Genomic DNA, 26,178 nt, shown 5'->3' with positions numbered 1-26,178 from the left:
CGCACAGATGGTTCGGCGAGAGTCGCCTAAAACTCGCCACAAGGTCACAACATCGTTCCGGGTCATCGAAAAACCCTGTACAGCTCCTTAGATTCATGAGGAGCGGAGTTCGTGGGGGAACGGCTAGAAACCCACCGCACCAAATCCGACTGTCCTTAATGATGTGCTGCTGCACATCACGAGATCAAGGGAAGGGAGTGTGTACCGTGGCATCAAAAGAACAGAAACAGAACCGAAGCTTTGCCGAGAAACTCTTACGCATCCGAGGGAAGGACTATGAGGAGTGGCTCGACGAACAACATCAACAGGTCATCCAAGACAACCAGGAACTCATTTTGGAGGCGCTCGAGGCGAAGCTCAGCTTCAAGTCGCCGGCGCACCAGGACTAAGGAGGGAACGACATGGGACTCAATGAGACAGGGCTCAGCTTGCTTCAGTTCTTCCAGGGGCTCGCCGTCATCGCCGCGGCCATCGCCTTCGCGATCGGGGGCTTCTATTTTATTTTCGGCGGGGATCGCGGCCGCTCGAAGGCCGTCGGGTGGCTCGTCGGGGGCGCCGTCGGTCTGATCATCGTCATGGGCGCGTTCACGCTCGCCGAGATGGTCGACCAGAACATCAAATTCTAATGCACACACACGTAGCGTTCCAATCGGAAGGCTTTTTTTGTTGCTTGAAACGAGAGGAGGAACGAGATGCTGTTTGTACGATTCACCGACGTACCGGACACACGGATTCAGAACTATGAGCGGCTCACCTTCGCCGAGGCCGTCGTGGCAACACATGATCTACATCAGGCACGTAGCGAGGAAGGGACGAGCTGTTCCGGTGACTTCCGGCTCTTCGATCAGAAAGACGAGCTGCTCTATCGAGGGACGTTCACGTTCGGGACCGGAGGCACCTATCCGAACCTGTATCATCAAGTGAAGGACCGGGTACAACGGATCCGGACGAAGAAAGAGGATAACGCGAAGAAGATGTGGATCCTCGACGAGATCGAGTCCGAGACACCGGAAGACTATAAGCGCCCGTCCGCTAAATCGAATCCGATTGTATCGTCGACCTATCAGTCACGCCTGACCCGAATACAGCGCCGCCTCATCTACGGGGCGGCCACGGTTGGGATTCTATTCACCACATTATTCACTGCCGCGCAATGGTTCATCGACAAGGAGGCGCACGCCGAACAGGTGACCGGTACTGAACAAAGGTGGTTAGACGCCTACGAACAGGCGCTCCAAGGCGAAGAGTCGTACCTCATCAAACTGTTGGAACGAAAAGACCGGTCCGAGGAAGAGAATGCTCTATTAGTCGACCTTTATCTCGAAGAAGATGCGGATCAGAAAGCGCTCGAACTCACGGGTGACCCCATCCTGATCGAGACGAAGCTGGCCGGGCTCAATCTAGCCGATAAGGAAAAACTGGAACGGCTTCAGGACTTCCAAGCGTCACATCCGACCGATGAGGGTGCGTTCGATATCGCCGCACTGGAACGGGATCATGGGACAGTGGCCAATACGAAAGACGTGGAGTGGACCGCTCCCCGTATCTCGGCGAAAGTGACCGCCTATCTCTATCTCGGTGACATCGAGTCCGCGAACGAGTGGGCATCCAAGACAAACGACCCTGCCGTACAAGCAAAAATCGATAAATACCAAGACATCACGGCCACGATCGACGGACTGAACGAGAAGCTAAAGAAAACATCTAGCAAGGACACTTCAGCTCGTGAGAAGATTCAATCCGCTATCGCTACTGAAGAAGTTGAGTTGCAAACGATTCATTATTGAGATTAAGGTAGGTGAAATAATTGAGAACTCCGTCCCAATCACCACGATTCCCGATACGTCTGATCTTCCCCGCCTTGTTCTGCCTGTTGGTGTTACCGGTCGGGATTTTTTATCTACTGAATGGGGTCTACAACACCATTCGACAAATCATGACCCCAATTCTAAAAGAAGGGCTATTGGCCGGGGCGACGATTCCGACGCTCTCACCCTCTTTGTTCTTGGAGGTGAGTCTTCCCTCTTCGACCGTCTTGATCGGACTGATCGCGTTCAGTCTGTTCATCGGATTGGTCGTGTTCGGCAAGGTATGGCTGAACTTCCGGGATCTGCGACAGAATCAGAAAGGGAGCGCCCGCTTCACCTCATTCGATGAATTGAAACAACAGTATCGTCGCGTCCCGGACCGGAAGAAGCGCTATGACGGATTAGGTGGTGTCCCCGTCGGACGAGTCAAGAACGAGCTATTCATCGACGACTCGCCCGTCAATAACCTCGTCATCGGGACGACCCGATCCGGGAAGGGCGAGACGTTCGTCTTCTCAACGATCGACCTGTACAGCCGGGCGCGTGACCAGGCGAGTTTGATCATCAACGACCCGAAAGGTGAACTCTTCGCCGCATCGAAGGAGACGCTCGAGCAACGCGGCTATCAGGTCGAAGTGTTGAACCTGATGAACCCGCTCCAATCGATGTCGTACAACCTGTTGCAACTGACGATCGATGCGTTCCTTGGGGAGAACTACTCGCTCGCCCAACAGTATGCACGCTCGGTCGCATTCATGTTGTACCATGACCCGAAGGCGCGAGATCCGTTCTGGGCCAACTCGTCGATCGACCTGTGCACGGCGCTCATCCTCGGGCTCTGTGAGGAGGCGAAGGATACACCGGAGAAGATCAACATGTACAACGTCGCGCTCATGCTCTCGGACCTCGGCTCACGGATGGTCGTGACGCGACAAGGACAGGAGATCTCCGCACTGGACGAGTTCTTTCAACGGTTCCCGGAGAACCATCCCGCCCGGCTCCAGTTCGCGACGCTCCACTTCTCGGGTGGGCAGACACGGGCGAGTATTTTAGCCAATACCAATGCGAAACTCGGGATCTTCACGTTGAACGGGACCGGGAAGCTGACGTCGATGAACTCGCTCGACATGCGACGCATCGGATTCAACCGCTGGATCAGCGGACGGACCGAGCCTTTGACACGACTCACATTCACGTTCCCCGATGGGACGACCCATGCGCTCACGACGGACGACGACGGCAGCTTCATCGTGTACCATACGTCGTCGCTTCAATCTGGAAACACCGTTCAAATCTCGACCGACTCAGGTACTTCAACGATTCAGTTAGAAGCGCAGGACGAGGAAACCGGACAATTCGATTACTCTATCGACGGTGCAATCCAAATCCGTGAAGTGATGCATCAACTCCAACCTGTGGCGGTGTTCCTGATTGTCCCGGACTATGACCCGACATTCAATGTCATCGCATCCCTTTATATCAAACAGGTGTACACGGCGCTCGCCCGGGTCGCCTCGCAGACTATACAAGGCAAATGTGAGCGTCAGGTCGTTTTCTTACTCGATGAATTCGGCAACATGCCGCCAATCGAAGGCATGGCCAACATCATCACCGTCTGTCTCGGTCGGAACATGCGTTTCAATCTTGTCATCCAGGCCTACTCCCAACTCGAGAACCTGTACGGGGAGGATTGGAAGACGATTGATGGCAACTGCGGGAACACGCACTATCTGTTGACCGCGGACGAGTCGACCGCCGAACTGATTTCGAAGAAACTCGGTGAGGCGACCATCGTCACGAAATCTCGGTCCGGTCAGACGTTCTCACTCAAAAAATCGAAGACGGAGAACGTGGACGGCCGTCGGCTCATGACGGCGACCGAGGTCATGGGACTCAAAGAAGGCGAGATGATCATCATCCGTGTCATCAAGCGTCAGGACATGAAGAAGCGACGCATCCAGTCGTATCCGATCTTCCTGAGCGGCAGGACGGCGATGAAATACCGCTATGAATATCTGGCGGACGATTTTGACACGGACCGCTCCCTGCATGACATCGAGATCCCCTGCCGTCACGCCGGTCTCGACTTCGATCAGATCCGTATCCGTTTTGCGAAGCAAGAAGACGAAACAGAAATCAACGCTCCATCGAATCAGGAAGAAAAGCCACTGACGGTACGGGACGTGCTACAGGACAGCATCCTCCGCTCGATGTTCGAGGGACATGACATCGGCGGGATGTCCCTACCCGAGTTCGAGACGAACCTGAACCTAGGAGTTTACGACGTCACCGACAGCCAGAAGAGCTTTTTGAGCACAATGATCGCGAAACGACTCGAGAAACTGAAGCAAGGCACACCGTAGAGAGGAGGCCGAACCCATGGCCGAGAGTGCGAGAGAGAAGCGAATCCAGAACGAATTGCGTGTCGTCGCGAGGATCATCGAGACGCAGCGCGTCCGCCTCGAACGGGGCGATGTTCTCAACATTCAGACGACCGATGGCTTTCTGACCGTCTATCAGGACGACACCTCAGACACCCCGAAAACTGTTACACTAATAGATAAGTTCGACTTCCGCGTCAACCTGAAAGTCGCGGATCTATTGAAGGGGAAAATCGTCTGACGGAGGGGTAAACGTTATGAGGAAACTACTTGCGGGTACTTTAGGAATCAGCTTGTTTTTACTTGGAGCTTGCTCAAATTCCAATGAGTCTTTGGTTCAACGTGATATTGAACACGTTGAGAAGGTCATGACAGCCGAAGAGGATGATTATTTGCTGATTGTAAAAGAAGAAGATGGTGAATTCGAAGAGTTCGTTGAATTCGTAAAAGAGGTAGCAAACGAAGAGAGTCAACAAGTCACGCTCTATAATACGTTTCAGCCAGATGGCGAAGAACTTGTCGATCGTGGTAACTTTGAATACACTGACGAACTAAAAGGTGCCGTTCTATACTCGATTCAAGATGGAAACGTCACAGATGAAATCAATGTTGGAATGTTGACGGCGGATAATTACAAACAACAGTTAGCAGACTTCTTTACTAGGACTCAGTAGATTGGGGGTCTTTCAATGGCTGATTCCGATTTAATCACCAAATTACAGGAATACGAAGATGTACTCCAAATAAGTAGTATGGTCAATGACGCACTGCGCTCAATGGGATGGATTCTTGTCAGAGGACTATCAGTCTTGATTGACGGCCTTGAATCAATCACGAATCAAATCCTATTAACCAATACATTCTTCAATAATGAACAAGTGGTTGAATTCGTTCTTACGATTCAACCTTTTTTGTATGTTCTTTTAGCAGGAAGTTTCTTGTTCACTGGGTACTTGTTGATTTTCCAAAAGAAATTTGAACGTGAGAGTTTTTTGATCAACCTGTTCATCACACTATTGATCTTAGGTTTACTTTCACCAACTATGAGCCGAATTCAGGAGTTCTCTGACGAGGCAATCGCAGAAATCGGAACAGACTCGCTTTACGACGGAGAAGCCTCATTATCTGAGAGTATCTTAAAGCGGAATGTGCATGATTTGATTGAGCACGATTCGAAGAATTTTGATGCTAATACAGGCGAATCATTAAATGCCATTCCGACTGAGTTGATTGATAATATCCGAATTAATGAGATTTTCGACAAGAACAACTATGACTTATCGGCAACAGGAAACAAATTGGCCGAGTCCTATATTCTATGGAACGGAAAAGAGACAAGTCTCGGTAAACTCGACCAAAGTGGCGTCGAATGGAACAACCAGTATTACTACCGCTATCAGCCGAACTGGTTGACCATCTTCGTGACACTCGGAATCATGGGCTTCACGCTGTTCTCGATCGCCTACAAACTGGCTCGTCTCTCGTTCGAGCTTGCCTTCAACTATGTCTTGGCAATCCTCGTCGCACCGGCCGATCTGCACAGTGGTCAAAAGACGAAAAAGGTCATCCAAAGCATTTTGAACACGTTCCTCGTGATCATCCTGATCTTCGTCTCCATCAAGTTGTACACGATCGGGACCGCCTATCTCGCGGAGACGTTGGACGGGTTCGCCTACCTGATCGCCCTCATCGCCTTCTCGGTCGCCTTGATCGACGGACCGAACATGGTCGAGCGGCTGTTCGGGATTGATGCCGGACTCAAACGGGGCTGGGGTGTCGCCCTCAGCGCCTATGCTGCCGGGAAAGGCGTGACCTCGGCCGGTGCCCATGCGGTCTCAAAGGTCGCGCGTGCCACACAAAGCGCACAAAAGATGCCATCGCTTCATGAGGCCGCGACGACACGGGTGGATTCAAATGCCGTGCCGCATAACGGTTCAACACTTAGTGCAGCGGACCAAGCTTCACAGCGGATGGACACCGAGAGACACATTGATCCAGACAATGTCGCTCAAGAGAACCAAACCGCAAGTCGCACGCAGACCGATCAAGAGAAACCGACAAATCCAAAGGACGTTGCGCAACCAAACAACGGTCAAGAATCCGGGCTTGAAGTGCACGGTTCCCCACACGAGAAAGAAGCGTCGGGCCGCACGTCTCCCGAATCGATTCATGCGACGAACCCTGAATCAAATACCGAACGTGGACCCGACCATCAAACAACATCATCGGAGACATCAAGACCGGAGTCGATTCACGATCATTCAAGTTCTGGTCATTCTCCAAGCCCTAGTTCGTCGCCTATCGAACCGGTCACTCGTTCTATCGATAACGCATCCGGACCTGATAATCGTCAAAGCGAATCGGTAGCCGGAGAAGCTCAGACGCCACCGACGCAACAAAAAACACCACATTCAAACGACTCATCTACGTCATCTACGATAGATTCGAGTGATGCGGCATCAGAGAAACGTCAAGGACGCGCCCGACGGACCATCCATCAAGACACCGTGCTCGATGTCGAGACCGAGGTCATCGAACAGGTGCGTGAAAATCAGACGCATCGTCATACGCAGAATCATGAAGAGTCACGACGGATTTATCCGACTTCGCCGCCTCAACCTGACAACACGAAGAAAAAGGAGTGATGACCTATGCGCAACTACCGAATTCCGAACGAGGTCACGACCGAACTGAAGATCAACAAGATGCTCTATCTGCATGACTTCCTGTTCCTTGTCGGGCTCATCGTGCTCCGGCTCGTGACGCTCCCGTTCATCCCGTCCGTGCTGCACATCCCTTTCACGGTCTTCCTCGTCGTCTTCGGGCTGTTCATGGTACTCCGGCCGACGACGAACCCGCAGAAGCGGATGGTCCACGCGCTCTATTACACGCTCATCAAACGGAAAGACACCTATCTCGCGCTCGACGCGCACACGAAAGGACGTGACTGAGATGGCGTTCATCGAGGAGTCGCTACAAGAACCGAGACGCACGGGCACCTGGCTCGACGAACAGGACGTGGTCGAGAAACGGAAGATCAAAGACAAGGTCGTCGTCAAACCGACGGTCGCCGAACTGATGCCGGTCGTCGACGTCACCGGGACCGAAGCATTCGAGATGCGGGATGGGACCTATCTCGACATGGTCCAACTCACCTCGAAGGACATCTACTCCTTGAACGAGGAGGAAAAGGACCATGACGTATTCTCGCTTGCCTATCTTTTGCAAGCGTACACGCACCCGCTCAAGGTCGTGCCGCTGAACACACCACTCAATCTCGAGCGGCAAAAAATCAGCATCGAACGACAGATTCGACAACATCAGACACCGGCCTACCTGCCCTTTTTACTCAAAAAGAAGCAGGAGCTCGAATACCTCGAGGAGCATCGCACCAATCGCGATTATCTCCTCTTTTTTTATGCCGACGACGAGCGGACGCTACGCGAGCGGAAGACGCATCTCTATAAACTGCTCCGCCGCTCGAACCCGATGCGCGAGCTGACACTCGACCAGAAGGTGCATGTGCTCTATCAACTGAACAACCCGAACACGAAACCCCAACTCGACGCCTGAAGAAAGGAGTGACGCGCATGTGGCAGCGCCTACGTGCCAAGTTATCCAAACAACAGGACCCGGAGACCGTCAAGATTGAGAAAGGCTATAACCCTGACGTCATCGCCAAGATTCAGCCACAAGGTGGCATCCGGTTCGACGCCAATTTCGTCCGGCTCGGGGACGGCTACCTGTCCTGTCTCCATGTCTATAAATATCAGTCGCTCGTCTATGACTACTGGCTCGAACCCATCTTAAACATGCCAGGCGTTTTGACGACGCTCGACATCGGGACGGCCGACAAGCGGGAGATCATCCAGACCATCAACAAGTCGATGGCCGAACAGAACACACGCTTCGAGAACGCGAAGGACAACATCGACCGCATCGACGCCCGGGAGACGTATAAGGAACTGAACGAGCTCTATGAACAGATCACCCAGGGCGAGACGATGAAATATCTGCATCTGCGGCTCTATGTGAAGGCGAAGACGCTCGACGCGCTCGAGGTGAAAGTACAAGAAGTGATGGAAGAGCTCGAGGCCCGGAACTTTCGCTCGACGATCTTCCTGAACGAACAGGAATGGGAGTGGCAGAGCCTCTTCACGAGCTATGACCAACAACAAAAGCTTCCGAACCGGCGCCGTGGGAAAGAAATCCCGTCCCTCTCCATCGCCGGTGGTTATCCGTTCCATTTCACGTCGCTCCAGGATGCGACCGGAACGTATTACGGGACGACCGACACGAACGGTAGCGTCATCTTTGACCTCTTCCACAAAGACAAGCAACGCAAGTTCTACAACGCGCTCATGATCGGCAAGATGGGGTCCGGCAAGTCGACGCTCCTCAAGAAGACGGTGCTCGATCAGGCCATCAAGGGCAACAAAATCCGTATCCTCGACGTCACGGGCGAGTTCTCCGACCTCGTGCGTCAGCTCGGCGGGAAAGAAATCGCGCTCGACGGGTCGGCCGGGCTCATCAACCCGCTCCATGTCTATAAGACGGTGACGAACAATGACGGCAACGCCAACGAGGCACTCTCGTTCATGCAGCACCTCTCAAAGATGGCCGTGTTCTATCACTACATCAACCCGGCGGCGACGCAAGAAGAGACGAACGAGTTCGAGATCCTGCTTCGGGACTTGTACGTCCGGCACGGGCTCTGGGACGAACAGGGTGAACTGCCCATCACGACGCATCCGGCGGACCGGTACCCGACGTTCTCCGATTTCTTGAAACTCGTCCGTCGTGAGCTCTACACGGATGACACGCGTACCTCGATCAAGGATGCGATCAGTCCGAACCGGGTGCGGCGCCTCGAGAACATCGAGCTCGCCGTCACGAACCTCGTCCATAACTATGGCAACATCTTCGACGGGCACTCCTCCATCGACCGGTTCGACGAGGAGCTCATCGTGTCATTCCCGCTCCGAAACCTGACGAGCCTACGGGACGAGGTGTTCCAGGCGCAGGTGTTCTCCTTGATGAACATGCTGTGGGACGGGATGATCGCCAACGGCTCGAGTCAACTGAAAGCCTATAACCAAGGCGTGCTCCGAACGGAAGAAGCATGCAAGTACCTCATCGTCATCGACGAGGCGCACCACTTGATCAACACGCGCGATATCGCACAGCCGGCCATCCTGTATCTGCAACGCTGCATGCGCGAGGCACGCAAATACTTCGGCGGCATCTTCTTCGTGTCGCATCTGATCACCGACTTCGTGCCAGCCGGATCGAAGTCCGAAAACGCTGAGAACGTCAAGTCGCTCTTCCAGCTCACGCAATACAAAATCATCGGCGAACAGGACGCGGAGAGCATCCCAATCATCCAGACGGTGTTCGACGGCCAACTCTCGAACTCCGAGATGCGCATCATCCCCTCGCTCGAGACGGGGCGTGTCGTCCTCAGTATCTCGGGCGTGCAGAACCTCATTTTTGACGTCGATGTCGCGCCCGAAGAGCTCGCCCTGTTCGGTGGAGGTGCCTGATGTGGGCGGCCGCGAAACGGACGGCCCGCTTCGCCGTCGCAGCCAAATGGCAGCTCGCGACGCTCAAGTGGCGGCTCATCCTGCTCGGCATTGCGACACTCGTGTTGTTCCTGATCATCCTCGTTGTCGGGATCCTCGACACGCTCACGGGTGTCCAGAACGAACAACCGACCGACGTCACGTTCAATACCGCAGGAGGTCTACAGGTAAGCGACGAGGTGCTCCAATATCGGAGCTTGGTCGAATCGGAACTGTCGAAGCACGGACTGGCCGAACAGACGAACCTCGTACTCGCGCTCATGATGCAGGAGAGCGGCGGTCGTGGGAACGACCCGATGCAGGCGAGCGAATCGAAGTGTGGACGCATCGGATGCATCACTTCCCCCGAGGAGAGCATCGTCTATGGCGTCGAGCATTTCGCCTCCGTTTTCGAGCGAGCGAGCCGTGACGTGCAGCTCACGTTACAGAGCTACAACTTCGGCGGCGGCTTTATCGATTATGTCCAAGAGAACGGCGGACGATATTCGAAAGAGCTCGCCATCTCGTTCTCCCAGATGATGTACCAGCGTGTGAAACACACCGGCATCTATCGTTGTCATCGCCCGAGCGCGGTCCAGCACGGTGCCTGTTACGGGGACATCGAGTATGTCGACGCGGTGTTGAAATACCTCGCGCCGGTCGCCGTCGCCGACGGGATCATCACGAAAGAACTGTTGTCGGGGTTACGTTCCCCGCTCGCCATCCCGCTCAACGTGACATCGCGTTTCGGGTGGCGCGTCGTCTTCGGACAACGGGATAACCACACCGGTATCGACTTCAGTTGCACCCCGTCCGACACGATCCACGCGGTCAAGAGCGGCACCGTCATCTATAGCGGGAACCGCGGACCGTACGGCAATCTCGTCCAAGTCCGACACGACAACTACATCACGGCGTACGCGCACCTGAGTCGTCTCGGTGTCCAAAGCGGGCAACAAATCGACGCCGGGCAGGCGCTCGGGTACTGCGGCACGACAGGCCGATCGAGCGGGAACCATCTTCATTTCGAGATCAAGACGAGTGAATGGTCAGGTCATATCGACCCCGCCCCGGTCTTCGGATTTTGAGTCATAGATGTATGGAAAGGAGGAGAAAGGATGAACTTCACCGCACGTCACCTCGCGTATCTGTTCGGGGTACTGCTTCTTATTTCACTCGCGGCGAACGGCTTTTTCTATCAACAAGTGACGGCTGTCACGAGTACTTCAGACCCTAGTGAGACGAAAAATAAAAGCGTCACTCACTCTGAATCGGCAACCTCCGATGATACGTCAGCGGACACCGAACAAGTCGTCGCTTCAAAGGAGACGGAACGAATGGAAGAGGTGACGACACGCGCGACGCGCTTCGTGGAGTATGCCTTCACCATCACGAAAGACAGTTACACGACCCAGAAACGACAGGCGAAAGAGGTCATGTCGGCAGAACTCGCGACCACGCTCTTCGCCGCTGACGGCAGTGACGTCGGCACGTTCGAGACGACCGTCCGCGATATCGAGGTGTTCCCTTCTGTCTCCGGAGAAGATTGTCTCGTCCGGTTCGAACAGGACCTGTTGATCACCGAGACGGGTTATGAAGAGACGACGCAAGAACTGTTGACCTTGGCGTTCGAGTCCATCGATGGACGTTTGGTCGTCACCGAGATGGAAGACCTGGCACCGGAAGGAGGGATTTAAATGCGACGACAAACGCGACGGCGTCTCACCCAGAACGTCTCCCGGTTCTACCTTGGACTCGGCGTATTCTTTGTCATCGGTTTCCTCTTCTTCGGCACCTCGTCGTTCTTCTTCGCCGAGGAGGCACCGGTCAATGAGACACCGATCAACGAGCCAATCCGACTCTCGAACGGCGAGACCGTGACACTCCACGCGTTTAGTTACGATACCGAGACGAAGACAATCCGCATCCGAATCTCGCTCGATGAAGCACCAGGTAACACGAACGACCATCTCTTCCGCTATGTCTATAAGGCACGTCCGGATTCTGAGAAGGAAGTCATGGTGCTGTATGACCGGAACGATCAATACGTGCTCGAACTGAAGGATGTGCCGAACGATTTTGACCAGCTCGCTGTCCGAATCTATGGGGTGGACGAGTCACAATCGATCGACTCACTCACAGCCAAAGAACGGGAGAACAGTCTCTTGACGTCACTCTATACCGACCGTCGGACCATCGAACAGGCGAGCCACACCTCATCTGACGAGACAACCTTCACGAGACTATTCGTCGAGGACGAGCTCGCGGAGACAGAGCAACAATTAGAAAAAGCACAGCAGTCAGTCGAGGCGCAGCGACAACAAATCAAGCGACTCGACCGTGACAAAGAGGATCTTGAAGACGAACTCCCCTACCTCTCGCTCGACGAACAGGTCGAACAAGAGAACGAAATTTTCGATCTTGGCCGAAAACGTGATGAGCTCAACCTGGAACTCGAGAAGCTCGAACAATCGGTCGAAGCGCTCGAAGAAAAGCACGACAAGTTGCGCGTTCGGCTCCGGGAACTGTCGATTTAAGTGGCACATTTCGTGCCAAATCGCTGGTTTTACTGGCACATTTCGTGCCATTTTCAGACTTTTGGTGATATCACGGAAACCCCAGGCTCTGCCTGGGCTATCACGACAAGTGATAGCAGTTTCCCCTTATGCTCTTTGAACGAACTTTTAGGACCTCGGCAATATACAGCCTCTAGAAAGGTGGTCAGGCAGATGGATCTGTTACTCCGCGACATCGACCCCGTCATCGTGAAGCAAATCGATGAATGGGCGAAGGAACACAACCGCTCCCGGCAACAATACTTGAAAGAACTGCTCGCCTCCTGGTGTGCGAACGGCATCCAATCGACACAGGTCGAGCGGCTCGAACGACAGCTCGAGGCGAACACGCTCCACCTGAAACGGAGCGCAGACGAGCTCGCCGAAGTGACCCGTTTGTTGAACGAGGTGATGCAGGATGCGTGAGACACCGGGTGTCGTCATCAAGTCGAAGTTCAAGGTGCCGAGCACAAAAAAGAAGTCACGTCGCTACACGACATACCTCGATTACATCAATCGACCGGATGCGAAAGACAGCCCCGATCAGTTCGAGACGTATCACGACTATATGGAAGACGAGACGAAATCGAGCGGTCTCTTCACACGCGAGGACGACCGGTTGGACCAAGAAAAGCGTCGCACCGTCCGTGACATCTTCAAACACGCACAAGCGGACGGGAGCATCCTCTGGCAGGACGTCATCTCGTTCGATAACGCCTGGCTACGGGAGACCGGTGTGCTTCACGATGACCTCGTCGACGAGAAACGGTTGATCCAGGCGACACGGAACGCGGTCGAGGCGATGCTCCAAAAAGAAAAGATGGTCCATGCCTACTGGACCGGCGCCGTGCATTACAACACCGACAACATCCACGTGCATGTCGCCATCGTCGAGACGAGCCATATGCGCGAGCGCGGCAAACGCAAACCAAAATCGATCGAGCTGATGAAGTCGAAGGTCATCCATTCCCTCGCCGACCGGACGAAAGAACAGGAGAAACTGAATGCGTTCATAAGAGACGAACTGGTCGCCCATAAACGGAACCGGAAGATTCCAACGCTCCCGAACCGTGTCCTGCATCCCGAGCTCGTCCGTCAATTCAAGGACATCTATGAGCGGTTGCCGGAAGACAAACGACAGTGGCGCTACAACATGAACGGGATGCAGCCACTCCGTGAATCGCTCAATCGTCTGACCGACAGTTATATCGACATCCACTTCAAATCAGAGTTTCAAGCCTTCAACGAGCGGCTTGAAGAGGAGGTGTCGTTCCATCGTCGCAGCTACGGCGATACGGAGAAGGCCGAGCGGTACCGGACGACGAAGCGACAGGACCTCTACACTCGGATGGGGAATGCCATCCTTTCCGAGATGCGCGACTTGTCAAAAGAACAAACGATAGTTGAGAAAAATGAAGCCCCCAAACATCTGGTCCAACGAGCATTCAAACAACAAAAGATATTCAACGAATCACTCTACAGGATCGAGCGGCATATGAACAATGAGTTCGAACACCTGAAAAATCAACGGGCTTTCGAACAGTTGGAACGAGACATCGAATATGGAAAGTGAGGGAGGCCGATGGAAGAGTTGAGACAGATCCGTCTCCGTTTGAAGCCGGAGACGGTCGCTTATTTGGAGGAATTTGCCGACGACAAACGCTTCGGCCATCTCGGTCAGGTCATCGACCATATCGCAGACGAGCATAAAGAACTGGCTGACGAGAAGTGGGACATGCAGTTCCTCACCCGCTCGATCAGCACGCAGGTCTCCCGTCAGATCGAAGCGTTGATGAACGAACAGGTGTCGACGGAACTCGAGCGCATCCGGCTCGCCGCGAACCGATCCGACCGCCACGGGCAAATCTTGACTGAGCTCCTGCAGGCGCTGATGCAGACCGAGGGCATTGAGGACATCATGACGACCGACCAATTCAAGCCGACGTTCCTCGCGACGGCGGAACGTGTCGTCCAGGAACGCATCGAGCATCAAAAACAGAAGAAGGACACATTAACTTTTGAGAGAGGATGAATCCTATGCGACCACTTGATCGTCCCTTCACGATGGGACAACTGTTGACGCTTCAACCCGATACCGTCACGGTCCTCATCTATGGAAAACGGTACGACATCCCGGTGTCCGTTTCCGAGCATCAACTTTTGACCGCCATCGCGCAAGACGAGATCATCTTGCTTCCCGTCAATTTCGAGCGGACACGGCTGTTACTCGACATCCCGGAAACGTCGCCACAACTCGAACGTGAACTGAACGAATTCACAGATACCGACGAATCTGTCACCGACTTGTTGAAGGAAGGAGTCTGACACGATGGCCAACATCAAGACGAACGAAGAACGAAAGGCCGAGCTTGAGGCCTTGACCGAACAGATGGGAAAACAGATCGACAGCTACTTTGAGAGTCCGGAGAAAATCCGGGAGCATCTCCAGTTCCTCGGCAAGTTCCATCAATACTCGATGCGGAACGCGGTCTTGATCGAGTCCCAGTTCCCAGGCGCGGTCGCGGTCGGCTCTTATCCGTTCTGGGAGAAGCAAGGCGCACAGGTACAAAAAGGTGAGCGCGGCATCAAGGTATTCGTCCCAAGTCCAGTGACGTACGCCCTGCATAAAGACGAATGGGTGCCGCTCAGCAAGGCACCGAAGCCAGTCAAAGACGGCGTGAAACAAGGACGCATTCCGTCACGCAAGATGATGTACTTCAAAATCGGTCACGTCTTCGAATACACGCAGACCGACGCACGCGAGAAAGGAATCGAGGTCTCGGACATCTTCAAACGGTATCATCGGGAGGGCGGGCTCGAGAACGAACAAGACATCCGTGACGCCTTGAAGACGCTCGCGAATGCCCGGAATGTGACACTATTGGAGGAACCGCTCGACGAAATCGGGACGGCGAAAGGCTGTTATTACCCTGAGCTACATGCGATCGCTTTGAACCCACGGAACACATCCATCGAGGACATCACCGTCCTGATCCACGAGCTCGCGCACGCGGAGCTGCACAACCAAGAGCGGAACCTCGAACGAGACAAACCGCTCATGGCACCCGAGAAGGAGTTCCAAGCCGAGATGGTCGCCTATGTCGTCTCACATCAACTCGGTTTCCCGACGGACGATTTCTCGCTCTCTTACTTAGCCGGTTGGACGAAAGACAAGGAACTCCTCGACAAGGAACAACTGTTGCAGGAGGTCCATCAGACATCCGCGGCTTTCCTCGACCATATCGAGTCACATTTAGAGAAGGTGAACACCTTGCAACAGGAAAAAGAACAGAGCCCACTCGATTACCTTGAACAGCTGGAGCGGCGCATGGGATGGAAAGACGCTGACCTCAGTCTTTATGAACGGGTTCATGCCGTACAAAGTGTGTTCCCAGAGGAGGTGGAGCCCTATCTGAACGCAAAAGCGGCTCTCGAGACGAACCTGAAGATGGATCGCGTCGATGAGCCGCTCATGTATATTCACGATAAAGGATTCGGGTTCCAATCATTCGGTGTCGCCAACAATCACGACTTCAATGACGACGCGCTTGTCGTTTACACGATTGCATTACCAGATCAGCCATTGATTAGCGGTCACTTTGATCCCGAAAAAACAGTTCATCCATTACACGATTTAGAAAAGAACAATAAGGTTGAAAAACCAACCCTCAAAAATCTTGAAGATAGTTGGCATAATGTGTTGCTCGAAGAAGAAAAAAAGTCTTTATCAAGAACAGCTTTGTTTAATATCGAAAGATTGATTTAATTTCCCCTGTGCATAGGGCTGATTTAAGCCCTATGCTAATACAATATATCCAATACTCATTATTTAGTTATTCTATTAAACAATTACTTCCACTTCTCCAGAAATTAATCTTTCTACAATAACATTGTGAAGTATACCTACAAAGGTTTTAGAACTCTCCACAGTGACAGTGATTGTTTTTTCTTCATGATTAAAATCCACTTTCTTATCGGAGGGTAGTCGTTCAACAGCACTTACTATTTTTGCGATTTCAAATTGAATTTTTTGATCTTGATATTTAGAAAGTCTTCTTACTGTTCTTTTACTATTGAGTAGCATGCTTTCTACTTCTTTATTTTCCAAACCTTTAACTTTGTATTTTTCTTTAGAAATATGATTCTTACCTATCTTAAATTGTTCAATTACTTTTTTTGATTTCTCCGTTCTACTTTCGTTTTGCATCAGCATGCTTTCAAATCTATCTACATCATACACGTATAATCTATTAGAACTAAGATCTAACCTCGATGTTATAATATTTGGAAATTGAACTCCTCTATCAACACTAATCATTTTCGACTCACTAGTCACTGACATATTTATAAAAGGAGTATCCTGTATAGTAGCATTTCTACTTATCTGCAAAAAATAAAGTGAAGCTTCATCTACAATTATAAAAAATTTGGAAACTTCATTATCATCGAAATTTTTAATATCCCCTTTATTTTTCCCTCGCTTTTTTAGTTGAAGGACTCTTGGAGGAACTTCTTTAGGGTCATTGAGCAAATTGATTTTTTCTTTAAATTCATATAAATAACTCTCTTTTTTAACCGTTTCCATATCGACATAATAAGGAAGATCTTCAATTAATGCAGTTCCACTTAGTTCGTTCATTTCAAATTCGGATTTCTTTTTTGTATCCAAATCTGTTTTAATATACTTTTCGATTTTGTTTTTATCATTTTCACCCATAATCAAGTTGTAAAAACGATGTAGCTTGCCATTTTTTGCTGTACAAACATACAAATGTTGAATTCCCATTCACTTTTCCTCATTTCTCATACATTGTTATATACATTCTAGATTTGTTAGGGTCCCCAATTTTATATACAACAAACTCGTTGTATTTTTTTGATTTGAAAGTAAATACATAGTTGTCCTCTTGAGTTTTACATAGATTAATTCCAAAAATAATCAATACGACATTCGGGAAAATATCAGTGCTTTTCATAATGATTTTGTAAATCAAAAATTGTAGGAATATAAATGTACCTAAAGCTATTTTTGGATCGGTTTCAATTATAAATATTGAAGGTATAATAACACCCAACAAAAATGTAGTAACCGTTCCATTTATTTCTTTTAATTTGTGTTCTTTAAAAAAGTGAATAGTTTCAACGTATATTCTAGTATTAGATTTAGAAAAATATTGATGTTTTATTAAAAAACTTAGAATTATCGATAGTATGAACATGATACAAATTGTAGCTATTAATACATAAATAACATTAAATTTTATATTCCAAATGGTTATATCAGTAACGTCAACTTTGAATTTAGAGTGGAATTGAAGTAAAAAAAGTAAATATGCAGGAGACATAGCGGTCAAGAAATACAGTATTTTGTAATAAAATTTTGTTCCGTAAAACATCATCTACCTCCATTTCTTTAAAAATTCACTTTTCCCAAAGTTCATCCATTAGCTCTTCGATTTCTTTCGATAGCCGTTGTTTTTCCTCTACATCTAACTCAACTCGCCCATCTTCGTAAAACCAAAGCACATCACCTGATTGAACCGAATCAGGGAGTCGTGACTTTGGAATATCCTCCGTCACTTCTCCGAATTCGACGACAGCCAAGTCCCCTTCAAAGCGGTCGATGATCCCTCTCCGTCGCTTCATTTTGATTTCTTCACGGCATAACTTGAACCGTTCCCCGTGATGATGATCGTGCCGTTCTTGTCTGTACGAAGCGTATTCACCTTCTGGCGTTTCAAGTTCGTCACCACTTCGGATGTTGGGTGTCCGTAGCTATTCTTCCCAACACTGATGATGGCATGCTTCGGTTTGACCGTGTTCAGGAACGTGCTGCTCGTCGACGTCTTGGCACCGTGATGGCCCACCTTCAAGACGTCCGCCCGGAGCGTCTGCTTCTTCGCCATCATATCCTTCTCAGAGGCGTGTTCCGCGTCCCCTGTGAACAAGAACGTGTTCTTCTTGTACGTGACATGTAGGACTGTACTCCAGTTGTTCAAGTCACTGTTCGAGTAGGATTTGACCGGACCGACAAACTTCGCACTGACACCTTTGATCGGCAGTTTCACTCCGGCCTGTGCCGTTTTGATGGTCTTCCCTTCCCGTTTGACGGCTTGAAGGAAGTCTTTGTAGGCCTGGGTCGTGTGTTTCACTTTTGGCGCGTAGACGTTCTCGACACGGTAGGCATCCAAAATTTCATCCAATCCACCGATATGATCCGCATCTGGATGCGTCGAGATCAATACCTCGATATCGTCGACTTTTTGTTTTTTGAGATAGGCGACGATGGCATCGCCCTTTCCTTTGTTCCCGCCGTCGATGATGACGTCCTCACCGCTTGGCATCTTGATGTAGATGGCGTCTCCTTGTCCGACATCGATGTAATGGACTTTGATGCTCGCAGCGGCCGATGCTTCCCCATATGGCGACACCAACAGCACTCCACTAAATAGAACGGCACTCCCAATCTTGATCAATTTATTCATCTTTTATCACTCCACTTTAAAATTATTGTAAAATTATCCAACACACCTTTATTATAAGCCGCTATTTGTTAAATTGCTTCTAATTCTCGAGGTTGACCTCATACATAAATAGTCAGGGTGTGATGATAGGAGGAGTGAGAGAAATGGATTTACGAAAACCCATCGCAATAAACAAGACATATAAACCGGTTCTGATTTTTAAAGATGGAATGGAATTAAAAGAGTGTGTCTCTATTCAAGAAGCCGCACACTATCTGAAGGGATACACGTTATGCACTGCTATGCCGTATCGCCACATTATGAACGGCATCATCTTTGATGAGACCTGGATTCATGAGGGGAGCAGCTATCGATTCACCACTAATCCCGATGTGAAAAAGGCAAAGTTGGCAGAGATGGAGGCTCAGAACAAAGTCCGTTTTTAAGGCGGGACAAAATTATGAAATCGATTAGGTCTCATGTGCGGTACCTTATACACGCTGTACACGATTTCGTCACTGTTTGTTAAAACCCTACGCGGTACACTTGAACTAAAAAGGGGTTCTCCTCATGCGACTTCAAGAATGGACTCAGCAATATCACAATACAGAGATACTTCGGTTTGATCACCTTTGCGAATACCTGGATGCGACACCATTTGAAATCAAACACCACCTCGATGGAATCAGTCCCGAAATCACTGGCGTACTGAAGTCAGAAGAGGGTGTTGGCGACGACGCGTTCATCACGAAGCTGGAACATCATTTGCTCAGTCGATTCAACAAACGAAGAAAAAAAGTGAAAGTCACAATTGAGGTAGAACTGCCATTACCGGAAGAAGCCTACAACTTTTGTCAGCGCGAACGATTTGGAATGATTGAACGCGTCACTCAACATATGGACGAACAAAACGTGAAGGATTGGCGCATCGTAAACATGCGGAGGATATAATTGAACATAGATCGTATTGACTCATCTACATATATACATGCTATAAGGAGAACAAAATGAAATTCACCTACTTAGCCTTCCCTTTGGCCATCCTGCTGATGGCCGGTTGTACCAGTGGAGACACCCCTTCTACAAGTGAGAAAGTGGAGGAGCCTGCTACTCTCAAACAGAAGAAGTCGTCGAGACGACTGAAACGAGTACAGACGACTCAAATACGGAGACGACTTCCGAAGAGCCTGCAACAACCGAGGAAACGGTCACAAATTCGGTTAACAATCATTTCTCCGGCTATAAACTGATCAATGTTGATGGTGGGGATTTGTCCGGGTACCGTGAGGCGAACGTCGTCGTCGATATCGGATATGGAGATCGCGAGTATTGGGCGTTCACGAACGAACATGGTCAATTGATTCGTGTCATCGCCGATCAGATCATCCTGAAGGATGATGATTCGGAGGATGTGACCTCGGATGGCCGCTACTATCATGACGAGGCGAAGGTCCCAGGCGTCGAACACAGTGATCTCGACGAGGGTCATGTCATCGCCGACTCGCTCGGGGGCGTCTCGAACGCCTACAACATCACACCACAGGATAGCACGCTCAACCGCTACGGGGACCAGGCTTATATGGAGGATGTGATCCGTAAGGCAGGTGGCGCGACCGACTTCGAGGCGATCATCACATATCCGGATACGAAAACTCATATTCCGTCACACTACCAATACACCTATACGGTCAAAGGAAATGTCGTCACCGATTCCTTCGACAACGTGAACCCGGATGAGGTGAACGAAGCGCTCGGCCTCACAGAAAGTGAACCGGATCCCGCAGCTACACCTGAAGCCACAGGTGATGTCTCGAGCGTAGATACGAATGGAAACGGTCAGGTGACGATCCAGGAAGCGAAAGACGCCGGTTTCACGATGCCGATTATGAGCGACCATTGGCTCTACCCCTATATGCGTGATAACGACAACGACGGAATGGTCGGGGAATGATTTCAACTAAAAAAATAAAACAATGATGATTGTATAAAAAGACATCCTCCATTTCTAAGAGAATGTCTTTTTATATTCATTTACGTTTTCGATTCACTTTATCGAGCCGAATTTTCTCAATTAACGCGTGGATGATTTGCTCATCTCTTCCACCGAAATCTTTATTGAAGGGAATCCGCTCTCCTTCGAACATGAAGTAATCGAGCAGGTACGGGACTCGAGGTGTTGCGTGGCCCCACGTGTGCTCCGAGCAACGTTCCCACACCTCGGCTTCGAACTCTTTTGAATAGCGCATATGCTCGACGGCAGCCTTGACCTCCGATTTCTTCAGGACAAAATAGTCTTCAAAGACGAATTTACCGAGAAGCTCATACCACATCTCCTCGCGGACCCGTTCTTTAATCGCTTCTACATCGACTTCAACATGATACGGGGCCTCTTCTTCATTCTTGATGACATCCCTTGCTTCCCCTGTCACCGACTCCGGATGCAGCTCCCACCCTTCAGGCATCCGTTCTTTGATGAACTGTTCGAGCGCCTCCTCACTGATCCGATATCCTTTTTTACGTGACTCGAGCGGTTCTGCCTGGATCACGCCTTTTCGTACCCAGTTGCGGACCGTCTCCTTATGGCTTGTGAGCTTGTTCTTCGATAAGATTTCAAATGCCTCATCAATCGTATACATGATAAGCCTCCTTTTAACACAACGATGATTTTATTAAATAATACCATGACCATTGTATTAAAGTAAGCTGTTACTTTAATCGGTTTCAAATTGATAAGAAATTACTAAATGGATACCAAACAAAAACACCATTCCGGAGAATGGTGTACCTCTAGAAAATTGTTTTCATTTCTTAAAAAAATATTTTTAATACTTATTATACTGCTTAACGAGACTTATCTCCTACTTGCGAATACGTTTGAGTAACTTTAAGTCCAGTTGACGTAGAAGCATCCCATCTCACTTTACTTGTTATTGACATATCAAATGACATTAATCCAATTCCGTTATAGCCACCGACAGTAACGTTGTATAATCCCATAGCGTTAATATCGTATCCGATTTTTTCAGCACGTGAATCAATTGCTTGCGAAGAAGCTTTGATTGCTGTCGGAAAAATACTCGACGTCCCACTAGTACTGTGCCCAGTTAATCTTAAGCCATCAGATCTTGTGGTATAGGTAGTCACAAGACCACAAGTAGAATCAGGGTACAATAACGCACGGATACTATATGCAATTTTATAAGAATATGTACCAAAACTTCGTGTTAATTGAAGACTTTGAACAGTAGCTTTATTTTGAGGAGTTTTTGCCAATTCAACTAATTCGTTTGATGTCACCACTGTAATTTCTGCTCCAGTTTTAGGAAGTGTATACGTCACTTTAGAATTCCCTCCTAAATTTTCATCATCAGCGATAGAAAAAACAGAGATTTCCTCTTCTAACAATTCGTTATATTGATTAAGAACTTCTGGGCTAGTATTTTTAATTAATGTTAATTCTTCTGGAAGTAAACCTTCATTTGATGAGAGTACAGAATAACTGAAAGATTTAGAGTTGTTTATTTTAGTCAACTTTTGATTAGTTTTGCTAGCTTTTTTCTTATCCATTATTTCTTTACTTTCTTGTGAAAATTCACTCAAGCTATCAATAAAGTAGTTTACATTTTCTTCAGCGCCAACTGATGGGATAAATAGATTAGCAGAAAGTAAAGTTGCTAAAGTTAAAGTGGAAATTTTTTTCATTTTATTCCTCTGCTTTTGAGTTATAATAAGTATTAAAGAAGCAAATAGCCTCTATTTCTTTCTTACAGAATAATATTAGAACATTATTTTCTTTTAATAAACAAATTTTAGGATTTTTTTGGATTTGATTAATAATAAATACCTTTTTTATTCATCTTTATTGCTTATATGCGTAGGATTAACAAGTAATATCCTTCTTGAAAAATTAGGTATGTTTTCAAACAGTACATTTAGCATCTTAAGTATTCCTATTGGTTCAGTTGATAATTATTTTTATCCTGGATTATTTTTATTGTTTTTGACCACGATAGGTCTGTATTTATTGCCCTTCTCATTCCTTCTTATTAAATGAGAGAAAAGCCACTATTAGTTTCACATTCTTAGTAGCAGTTATAATCTTCCCTCACATTCCATTTTAATTTTTCAGTAAGTAAATGCTGGTTAGCATTAATCTTGGCGAGTGCGTCTGCTAGTTCGTCATCACTGACCTATGAGAAGTTTAAACCCTTCGGGAAGAACTAGCGGAGAAGACTGTTGAGGTTCACATCGCTCCCCTGCTACCGTGATGAATAAGGGTCGGCGAAATAAAGTGGCATGCCAAGTGAGGACCGGATGCGCTCGTAACAGCTGAACGCCTTGCCTCAGTCCGTCGTCGCCGTCATGAATGTACCCCTCTGGGAAGACGCCATGGAACGTGTTGATCACCTCCAAAATCGAGGCCGCACTGCGGTTCGCGATTGGTAGGACGAGGTAGAACCGGTCCTTGCGCTCGATGAACGTCGCGACGCAAGCCTCCGACCTCCCGCGGCCGGTCCGAGACGGTCAGCCCGACGTTGATGCGCCCGACGATCTGTTCCGGGGACCAGGTCGCCCGCAGTTTCTCGATGATCGTCAGACGCATCATGTCGTCGAGCTTCGTCTTAGCGCCACAGTTCTCTTTCGCCCTCACATAGCGTTCCTGTGCACGTTCCGATTTTTACCCGGGGTTCCGTCTGATCTCCCGCGAGACGGTCGAGGACTGCCGCCCAAGCCCCAGATAGGTCTCTATTTCCACGCGCTCGGTTGTGGTAAGATGGGTATAGCTCATGGCGACTCCTCCGTCTGAATGTTTGCGTCGTAACTTCATTCTACACTAGGCCGCCGCTATGGCTTTTTTTGCGTTCACGTTGGGGTATTGCACTTAATTTTATAATTCATCTAATATAAATAATGGTACGATTTACAACTTCCACTTTGAAACTATTGAATTATATTTAATCACAGAATGTCATAATTTTAAAAAAAGTATATCCATCCAAATAAATATACGCACAATAGTCAGTTGTTGAAGATACACTAAAATTTACGGATGCCGCTTGATTTAGTCCGATGCTCGCGTCCCCGTTTGTGGTAATTGTATTGTTATTATAAAAATCTCCGTTCACAATCAAAAAATTCGACCATCGTTTTGTAAATGCGTGTCTCGATTTTCCGTAACAGTTGGTTCGCTGGCACGAGTTCGTCGAACGTTACTATCTCCAATTGAGTTCGGTTGGTTTTCCGATTTTGTTGATTTCCTGATCATTCGATTCTCCTACATAACTGTTTCTATGTCCCTCATTATAAAAAAGCGATGACGTTACGAAAAAAAGGATTGATGCGTGGACCGACCAAGGGCACGGCGAGACTTCCAGGGGATCAGCAAGCAAAGGGAGGTCCAGCAGCGACAATGTCTCGATGCGGCTCCCTGTTTGTCCTCAGAAAAGCGAACTGTGCCCGGTCGGGCAAATAAAAAAGACTGCAGACAATGTGATGTCTACAATCTGAGACAGCACGGGCCGTCTTAAGAGTTCTGTAAAATCTTGATGTCGTTGACGATGTCCTCGATCGGCACGTCTTGGAATCCTTGATACGCCTTGATGATTTTCCCGTCCTGATCGACGAGATAGAACCACGTCGCGTGATCCACTTGGGTGCCTTCTGACGGTTTGCGGACGAGCGCTTTGAAGTTTTGTTGCGCAAACGCCTCAATCTCTTCTTGCGAATAGCCCGTCAAGAATTGCCAATCGGCTTTCGCCAAGTCGTAATCAGCCATGAACGCTTGAATCTTGTCCGGCGTATCGACGGTCGGGTCGACGCTGAACGACACGAATTGGACGTCTTCGACGCCTTCCTCGACGAGCGCTTCATTGAGTTTCGTCATGTTGTACGTCATCGGTGGACAGACCGTCTCACAGTTTGTGAACACGAAGTCGGCCATCCATACCTTCCCTTTCAAATCATCGAGACTGACCATCTCTTCATTTTGATTCATATAATTGAACGACTCGATCTCCCAATTGAGCGGGTCTTCAATTTCATTGCTGCACGCGGCGAGCACCGCCATCAGGCTAATCAAGCCAATGAGCATCCATTTCTTCACACGTTCCATCTCCTTCATTGTCAGTTGCGTCTCACGCGCCAGACGAGGAGCGTGATCAAAGTAAATGCCGTCAAGGCAAGGAACGGGATCGTGACGAACCCGAACCAGTTGATGTATTGCACGTTGCACGGTACGCCTTGCACGCACGGCTTGATATCGGCGAAACCGGGTACTTTTTGAACCAAATAATGGTACAGTGAAATCAGACCGCCGATGATGGAGAGCGGCAAGACATACTTCTTCACCGCCCGGTCGTCCGTGAACACGGCGACCCCGAGCAAGATGACGAGCGGATACATAAAGATGCGTTGAATCCAGCAGAGCTCACATGGCACGAACTCACGAATCTCGCTGAAATAAAGACTGCCGAACGTCGCCGTGAGGGCGACGAGCCAAGCGAGATACAGACCATAACGGGTCAAGAATGACTGCTTCATGGTGTGCCTTGCTCAATCAATCGCTCAATCGTCTCGTAGTCGAACGGGTCTTCGAGCATGACGCCGTTAATCATGATCGATGGCGTGAACTGGACACCGTGCTCTTTGACAAGCCCGTCATCGAGACTCACCTGTTCGAGCACCGTCGAGTTTTCACTCAAATCGTCCTCGAGCTTCGCCACGTCGACCGATGTCGTCTCGCTCGCAATCTCTGTCAACCGCTCGACCGTGACCCATGCCTCGTCGTGCTGCTGACTCGCCGGTTGCGCGTCGTAGAGCGCCTTATGGAAATCCCAGAACGCGTCCGGGTCTTGTTCATACACCGACTCTGAAGCGAGCGATGCCAAAATCGACTCTTGTCCGTGGAACAGGACGTTGATGTAGCTGAAACTGATTTTTCCGGTGTCGATATAGTCTTCCTTCAACTTCGGATAGACCGTTTCGCCCCACTGTTTACAAGACGGGCATTTATAATCCCCGAACTCCACGACCGAGACGGGTGCGTCCGCATCGCCGAGCGTCGGCTGGCCTTCCGTCGACACGTGTTCTGTCGTCGCCGGTGCCGCCGTTTCGGCTTGTTCGGTCGGTTGATTCATCAGGACGACCACGACGGCCACCAAGGCGACCGCGAAGAGCGTCGCGATGACCAATAGTTTATTCTGTTTCATTATGTCTCACCTCTATTTATATCGATTCGTCTTTCATTATAACGAAAGCGCTATCTGTTTCCACGAAATCGACCTTGTTTTTTCTCAACTTTACTTCATGTCATGGAAAAGATGACGATGACGTCGCATCAACTCGTGAACAAGCTCAGACACTCTTCATTCAAAAAAGAGTGTCTTTCCTAGTGAAATTATGTCTCGAGT

29 protein-coding genes and 1 pseudogene are annotated in these 26,178 nt (G+C 49.5%); 21 read left to right on the top strand and 9 right to left on the bottom strand.

From position 1 onward, the window contains the following. Window positions 1-206: 206 nt before the first annotated feature. The 18 genes from KNO91_RS13655 to KNO91_RS13570 all read left to right on the top strand — a co-directional run bounded on the left by KNO91_RS13655 (window position 207) and on the right by KNO91_RS13570 (window position 16,071). A complete protein-coding gene (locus tag KNO91_RS13655) occupies window positions 207-389 on the top strand; it encodes a hypothetical protein (RefSeq protein ID WP_021065836.1) in 183 nt (60 codons plus the stop codon). Window positions 390-401: 12 nt separating this feature from the next. Next, on the top strand, window positions 402-626 hold the full coding sequence (locus KNO91_RS13650) for a hypothetical protein (RefSeq protein WP_012390467.1): 225 nt from the start codon (window positions 402-404) through the stop codon (window positions 624-626). A gap of 66 nt (window positions 627-692) precedes the next feature. Next, the gene (locus KNO91_RS13645) at window positions 693-1,787 is read left to right on the top strand and encodes a hypothetical protein (protein WP_214818419.1); all 1,095 of its coding nucleotides are present in this window, start codon (window positions 693-695) and stop codon (window positions 1,785-1,787) included. Window positions 1,788-1,936: 149 nt separating this feature from the next. Further along, window positions 1,937-4,171 (top strand): VirD4-like conjugal transfer protein, CD1115 family, encoded by a 2,235-nt coding sequence (locus KNO91_RS13640; RefSeq protein ID WP_214818416.1) that lies wholly within the window; start codon window positions 1,937-1,939, stop codon window positions 4,169-4,171. A gap of 16 nt (window positions 4,172-4,187) precedes the next feature. Beyond that, on the top strand, window positions 4,188-4,430 hold the full coding sequence (locus KNO91_RS13635; RefSeq protein WP_012390470.1) for a hypothetical protein: 243 nt from the start codon (window positions 4,188-4,190) through the stop codon (window positions 4,428-4,430). A 16-nt stretch (window positions 4,431-4,446) separates the two neighbouring features. After that, complete coding sequence (locus KNO91_RS13630; RefSeq protein WP_026824338.1) at window positions 4,447-4,863, top strand: hypothetical protein; 417 nt, start codon at window positions 4,447-4,449, stop codon at window positions 4,861-4,863. A 15-nt stretch (window positions 4,864-4,878) separates the two neighbouring features. After that, the gene (locus tag KNO91_RS13625) at window positions 4,879-6,834 is read left to right on the top strand and encodes a pLS20_p028 family conjugation system transmembrane protein (protein WP_214818413.1); all 1,956 of its coding nucleotides are present in this window, start codon (window positions 4,879-4,881) and stop codon (window positions 6,832-6,834) included. Between the two features lie 6 nt (window positions 6,835-6,840). After that, window positions 6,841-7,140, top strand: a complete 300-nt coding sequence (locus KNO91_RS13620; protein ID WP_214818410.1) for a DUF5592 family protein — start codon at window positions 6,841-6,843, stop codon at window positions 7,138-7,140. A gap of 67 nt (window positions 7,141-7,207) precedes the next feature. Beyond that, window positions 7,208-7,762 (top strand): hypothetical protein, encoded by a 555-nt coding sequence (locus KNO91_RS13615; RefSeq protein WP_214818407.1) that lies wholly within the window; start codon window positions 7,208-7,210, stop codon window positions 7,760-7,762. A gap of 17 nt (window positions 7,763-7,779) precedes the next feature. After that, window positions 7,780-9,732: a VirB4 family type IV secretion system protein gene (locus KNO91_RS13610; protein ID WP_214818403.1), complete on the top strand. Its 1,953-nt coding sequence runs from the start codon at window positions 7,780-7,782 to the stop codon at window positions 9,730-9,732. Beyond that, on the top strand, window positions 9,732-10,838 hold the full coding sequence (locus KNO91_RS13605; protein ID WP_214818401.1) for a lysozyme family protein: 1,107 nt from the start codon (window positions 9,732-9,734) through the stop codon (window positions 10,836-10,838). Before KNO91_RS13610 ends, KNO91_RS13605 begins: the two co-directional genes overlap by 1 nt. Before the next feature lie 30 nt (window positions 10,839-10,868). Beyond that, the gene (locus tag KNO91_RS13600; protein WP_214818398.1) at window positions 10,869-11,447 is read left to right on the top strand and encodes a hypothetical protein; all 579 of its coding nucleotides are present in this window, start codon (window positions 10,869-10,871) and stop codon (window positions 11,445-11,447) included. After that, window positions 11,448-12,287, top strand: a complete 840-nt coding sequence (locus KNO91_RS13595) for a coiled-coil domain-containing protein (protein WP_214818396.1) — start codon at window positions 11,448-11,450, stop codon at window positions 12,285-12,287. Between the two features lie 192 nt (window positions 12,288-12,479). Then, window positions 12,480-12,731 carry a hypothetical protein gene (locus KNO91_RS13590; protein WP_029596487.1) on the top strand — a complete coding sequence of 84 codons (252 nt, stop codon included), beginning with the start codon at window positions 12,480-12,482 and terminating at the stop codon, window positions 12,729-12,731. Beyond that, the gene (gene mobP2, locus KNO91_RS13585) at window positions 12,724-13,878 is read left to right on the top strand and encodes a MobP2 family relaxase (protein WP_214818394.1); all 1,155 of its coding nucleotides are present in this window, start codon (window positions 12,724-12,726) and stop codon (window positions 13,876-13,878) included. Before KNO91_RS13590 ends, mobP2 begins: the two co-directional genes overlap by 8 nt. 9 nt (window positions 13,879-13,887) lie before the next feature. Next, complete coding sequence (locus KNO91_RS13580; protein ID WP_214818392.1) at window positions 13,888-14,337, top strand: hypothetical protein; 450 nt, start codon at window positions 13,888-13,890, stop codon at window positions 14,335-14,337. A gap of 5 nt (window positions 14,338-14,342) precedes the next feature. Next, window positions 14,343-14,630, top strand: a complete 288-nt coding sequence (locus KNO91_RS13575; RefSeq protein WP_214818390.1) for a hypothetical protein — start codon at window positions 14,343-14,345, stop codon at window positions 14,628-14,630. A 4-nt stretch (window positions 14,631-14,634) separates the two neighbouring features. After that, complete coding sequence (locus KNO91_RS13570; protein ID WP_214818389.1) at window positions 14,635-16,071, top strand: ImmA/IrrE family metallo-endopeptidase; 1,437 nt, start codon at window positions 14,635-14,637, stop codon at window positions 16,069-16,071. Between the two features lie 75 nt (window positions 16,072-16,146). Here KNO91_RS13570 and KNO91_RS13565 read toward each other — a convergent pair whose 3' ends face one another. From KNO91_RS13565 to KNO91_RS13550, 4 genes are read right to left on the bottom strand one after another with little or no spacing between them, the layout of a single operon-like run. After that, window positions 16,147-17,091, bottom strand: a complete 945-nt coding sequence (locus tag KNO91_RS13565; protein WP_214818388.1) for a hypothetical protein — start codon at window positions 17,089-17,091, stop codon at window positions 16,147-16,149. Window positions 17,092-17,101: 10 nt separating this feature from the next. Continuing rightward, the gene (locus KNO91_RS13560) at window positions 17,102-17,701 is read right to left on the bottom strand and encodes an antibiotic resistance protein VanZ (protein WP_251126668.1); all 600 of its coding nucleotides are present in this window, start codon (window positions 17,699-17,701) and stop codon (window positions 17,102-17,104) included. Between the two features lie 25 nt (window positions 17,702-17,726). Then, window positions 17,727-17,951, bottom strand: coding sequence for a DUF3006 domain-containing protein (locus tag KNO91_RS13555; protein ID WP_214818386.1), 225 nt, complete (start codon window positions 17,949-17,951; stop codon window positions 17,727-17,729). Beyond that, a complete protein-coding gene (locus KNO91_RS13550; protein WP_214818385.1) occupies window positions 17,948-18,790 on the bottom strand; it encodes a ComEC/Rec2 family competence protein in 843 nt (280 codons plus the stop codon). Before KNO91_RS13550 ends, KNO91_RS13555 begins: the two co-directional genes overlap by 4 nt. Before the next feature lie 143 nt (window positions 18,791-18,933). Here KNO91_RS13550 and KNO91_RS13545 point away from each other — a divergent pair, with 143 nt between their 5' ends. The 3 genes and pseudogenes from KNO91_RS13545 (at window position 18,934) to KNO91_RS13535 (ending at window position 20,720) form a co-directional block, all read left to right on the top strand. Further along, window positions 18,934-19,215: a hypothetical protein gene (locus tag KNO91_RS13545; protein ID WP_214818384.1), complete on the top strand. Its 282-nt coding sequence runs from the start codon at window positions 18,934-18,936 to the stop codon at window positions 19,213-19,215. A gap of 124 nt (window positions 19,216-19,339) precedes the next feature. Next, entirely contained in the window at window positions 19,340-19,720 is a 381-nt protein-coding gene (locus tag KNO91_RS13540) for a hypothetical protein (protein WP_214818383.1), read from the top strand. 56 nt (window positions 19,721-19,776) lie between these two features. Next, window positions 19,777-20,720: pseudogene (locus tag KNO91_RS13535) on the top strand (DNA/RNA non-specific endonuclease). A gap of 76 nt (window positions 20,721-20,796) precedes the next feature. On the opposite strand, the gene KNO91_RS13530 reads toward KNO91_RS13535, so the two are convergent. The 5 genes from KNO91_RS13530 to KNO91_RS13510 all read right to left on the bottom strand — a co-directional run bounded on the left by KNO91_RS13530 (window position 20,797) and on the right by KNO91_RS13510 (window position 25,977). Then, a complete protein-coding gene (locus KNO91_RS13530; protein ID WP_214689682.1) occupies window positions 20,797-21,405 on the bottom strand; it encodes a helix-turn-helix domain-containing protein in 609 nt (202 codons plus the stop codon). Between the two features lie 205 nt (window positions 21,406-21,610). Continuing rightward, window positions 21,611-22,471, bottom strand: a complete 861-nt coding sequence (locus tag KNO91_RS13525; RefSeq protein WP_214782782.1) for a hypothetical protein — start codon at window positions 22,469-22,471, stop codon at window positions 21,611-21,613. A 1,822-nt stretch (window positions 22,472-24,293) separates the two neighbouring features. Then, window positions 24,294-24,881, bottom strand: a complete 588-nt coding sequence (locus tag KNO91_RS13520) for an SCO family protein (RefSeq protein ID WP_214689690.1) — start codon at window positions 24,879-24,881, stop codon at window positions 24,294-24,296. Window positions 24,882-24,892: 11 nt separating this feature from the next. Beyond that, complete coding sequence (locus KNO91_RS13515; protein ID WP_214689674.1) at window positions 24,893-25,309, bottom strand: disulfide oxidoreductase; 417 nt, start codon at window positions 25,307-25,309, stop codon at window positions 24,893-24,895. After that, window positions 25,306-25,977 carry a DsbA family protein gene (locus KNO91_RS13510; RefSeq protein WP_214689672.1) on the bottom strand — a complete coding sequence of 224 codons (672 nt, stop codon included), beginning with the start codon at window positions 25,975-25,977 and terminating at the stop codon, window positions 25,306-25,308. The genes KNO91_RS13515 and KNO91_RS13510 overlap by 4 nt, the downstream gene beginning before the upstream one ends. Window positions 25,978-26,178: the final 201 nt, after the last annotated feature.

It is taken from the genome of Exiguobacterium sp. s59 (assembly GCF_018617475.1).
GTDB lineage: Bacteria > Bacillota > Bacilli > Exiguobacteriales > Exiguobacteriaceae > Exiguobacterium > Exiguobacterium aestuarii.
This window is presented reverse-complemented; position numbering and strand designations above follow the sequence as displayed.

Coding starts and splice junctions, on each gene's coding strand:
- mobP2 (WP_214818394.1), top strand. CDS start 12,724: ATGCGTGAGACACCGGGTGTCGTCATCAAGTCGAAGTTCAAGGTGCCG.
- KNO91_RS13605 (WP_214818401.1), top strand. CDS start 9,732: ATGTGGGCGGCCGCGAAACGGACGGCCCGCTTCGCCGTCGCAGCCAAA.
- KNO91_RS13600 (WP_214818398.1), top strand. CDS start 10,869: ATGAACTTCACCGCACGTCACCTCGCGTATCTGTTCGGGGTACTGCTT.
- KNO91_RS13635 (WP_012390470.1), top strand. CDS start 4,188: ATGGCCGAGAGTGCGAGAGAGAAGCGAATCCAGAACGAATTGCGTGTC.
- KNO91_RS13560 (WP_251126668.1), bottom strand. CDS start 17,701: ATGTTTTACGGAACAAAATTTTATTACAAAATACTGTATTTCTTGACC.
- KNO91_RS13550 (WP_214818385.1), bottom strand. CDS start 18,790: ATGAATAAATTGATCAAGATTGGGAGTGCCGTTCTATTTAGTGGAGTG.
- KNO91_RS13630 (WP_026824338.1), top strand. CDS start 4,447: ATGAGGAAACTACTTGCGGGTACTTTAGGAATCAGCTTGTTTTTACTT.
- KNO91_RS13510 (WP_214689672.1), bottom strand. CDS start 25,977: ATGAAACAGAATAAACTATTGGTCATCGCGACGCTCTTCGCGGTCGCC.
- KNO91_RS13515 (WP_214689674.1), bottom strand. CDS start 25,309: ATGAAGCAGTCATTCTTGACCCGTTATGGTCTGTATCTCGCTTGGCTC.
- KNO91_RS13565 (WP_214818388.1), bottom strand. CDS start 17,091: ATGGGAATTCAACATTTGTATGTTTGTACAGCAAAAAATGGCAAGCTA.
- KNO91_RS13540 (WP_214818383.1), top strand. CDS start 19,340: ATGCGACTTCAAGAATGGACTCAGCAATATCACAATACAGAGATACTT.
- KNO91_RS13580 (WP_214818392.1), top strand. CDS start 13,888: ATGGAAGAGTTGAGACAGATCCGTCTCCGTTTGAAGCCGGAGACGGTC.
- KNO91_RS13620 (WP_214818410.1), top strand. CDS start 6,841: ATGCGCAACTACCGAATTCCGAACGAGGTCACGACCGAACTGAAGATC.
- KNO91_RS13575 (WP_214818390.1), top strand. CDS start 14,343: ATGCGACCACTTGATCGTCCCTTCACGATGGGACAACTGTTGACGCTT.
- KNO91_RS13650 (WP_012390467.1), top strand. CDS start 402: ATGGGACTCAATGAGACAGGGCTCAGCTTGCTTCAGTTCTTCCAGGGG.
- KNO91_RS13525 (WP_214782782.1), bottom strand. CDS start 22,471: ATGAAAAAAATTTCCACTTTAACTTTAGCAACTTTACTTTCTGCTAAT.
- KNO91_RS13570 (WP_214818389.1), top strand. CDS start 14,635: ATGGCCAACATCAAGACGAACGAAGAACGAAAGGCCGAGCTTGAGGCC.
- KNO91_RS13530 (WP_214689682.1), bottom strand. CDS start 21,405: ATGTATACGATTGATGAGGCATTTGAAATCTTATCGAAGAACAAGCTC.
- KNO91_RS13545 (WP_214818384.1), top strand. CDS start 18,934: ATGGATTTACGAAAACCCATCGCAATAAACAAGACATATAAACCGGTT.
- KNO91_RS13590 (WP_029596487.1), top strand. CDS start 12,480: ATGGATCTGTTACTCCGCGACATCGACCCCGTCATCGTGAAGCAAATC.
- KNO91_RS13610 (WP_214818403.1), top strand. CDS start 7,780: ATGTGGCAGCGCCTACGTGCCAAGTTATCCAAACAACAGGACCCGGAG.
- KNO91_RS13625 (WP_214818413.1), top strand. CDS start 4,879: ATGGCTGATTCCGATTTAATCACCAAATTACAGGAATACGAAGATGTA.
- KNO91_RS13520 (WP_214689690.1), bottom strand. CDS start 24,881: ATGGAACGTGTGAAGAAATGGATGCTCATTGGCTTGATTAGCCTGATG.
- KNO91_RS13555 (WP_214818386.1), bottom strand. CDS start 17,951: ATGAAGCGACGGAGAGGGATCATCGACCGCTTTGAAGGGGACTTGGCT.
- KNO91_RS13640 (WP_214818416.1), top strand. CDS start 1,937: ATGACCCCAATTCTAAAAGAAGGGCTATTGGCCGGGGCGACGATTCCG.
- KNO91_RS13595 (WP_214818396.1), top strand. CDS start 11,448: ATGCGACGACAAACGCGACGGCGTCTCACCCAGAACGTCTCCCGGTTC.
- KNO91_RS13645 (WP_214818419.1), top strand. CDS start 693: ATGCTGTTTGTACGATTCACCGACGTACCGGACACACGGATTCAGAAC.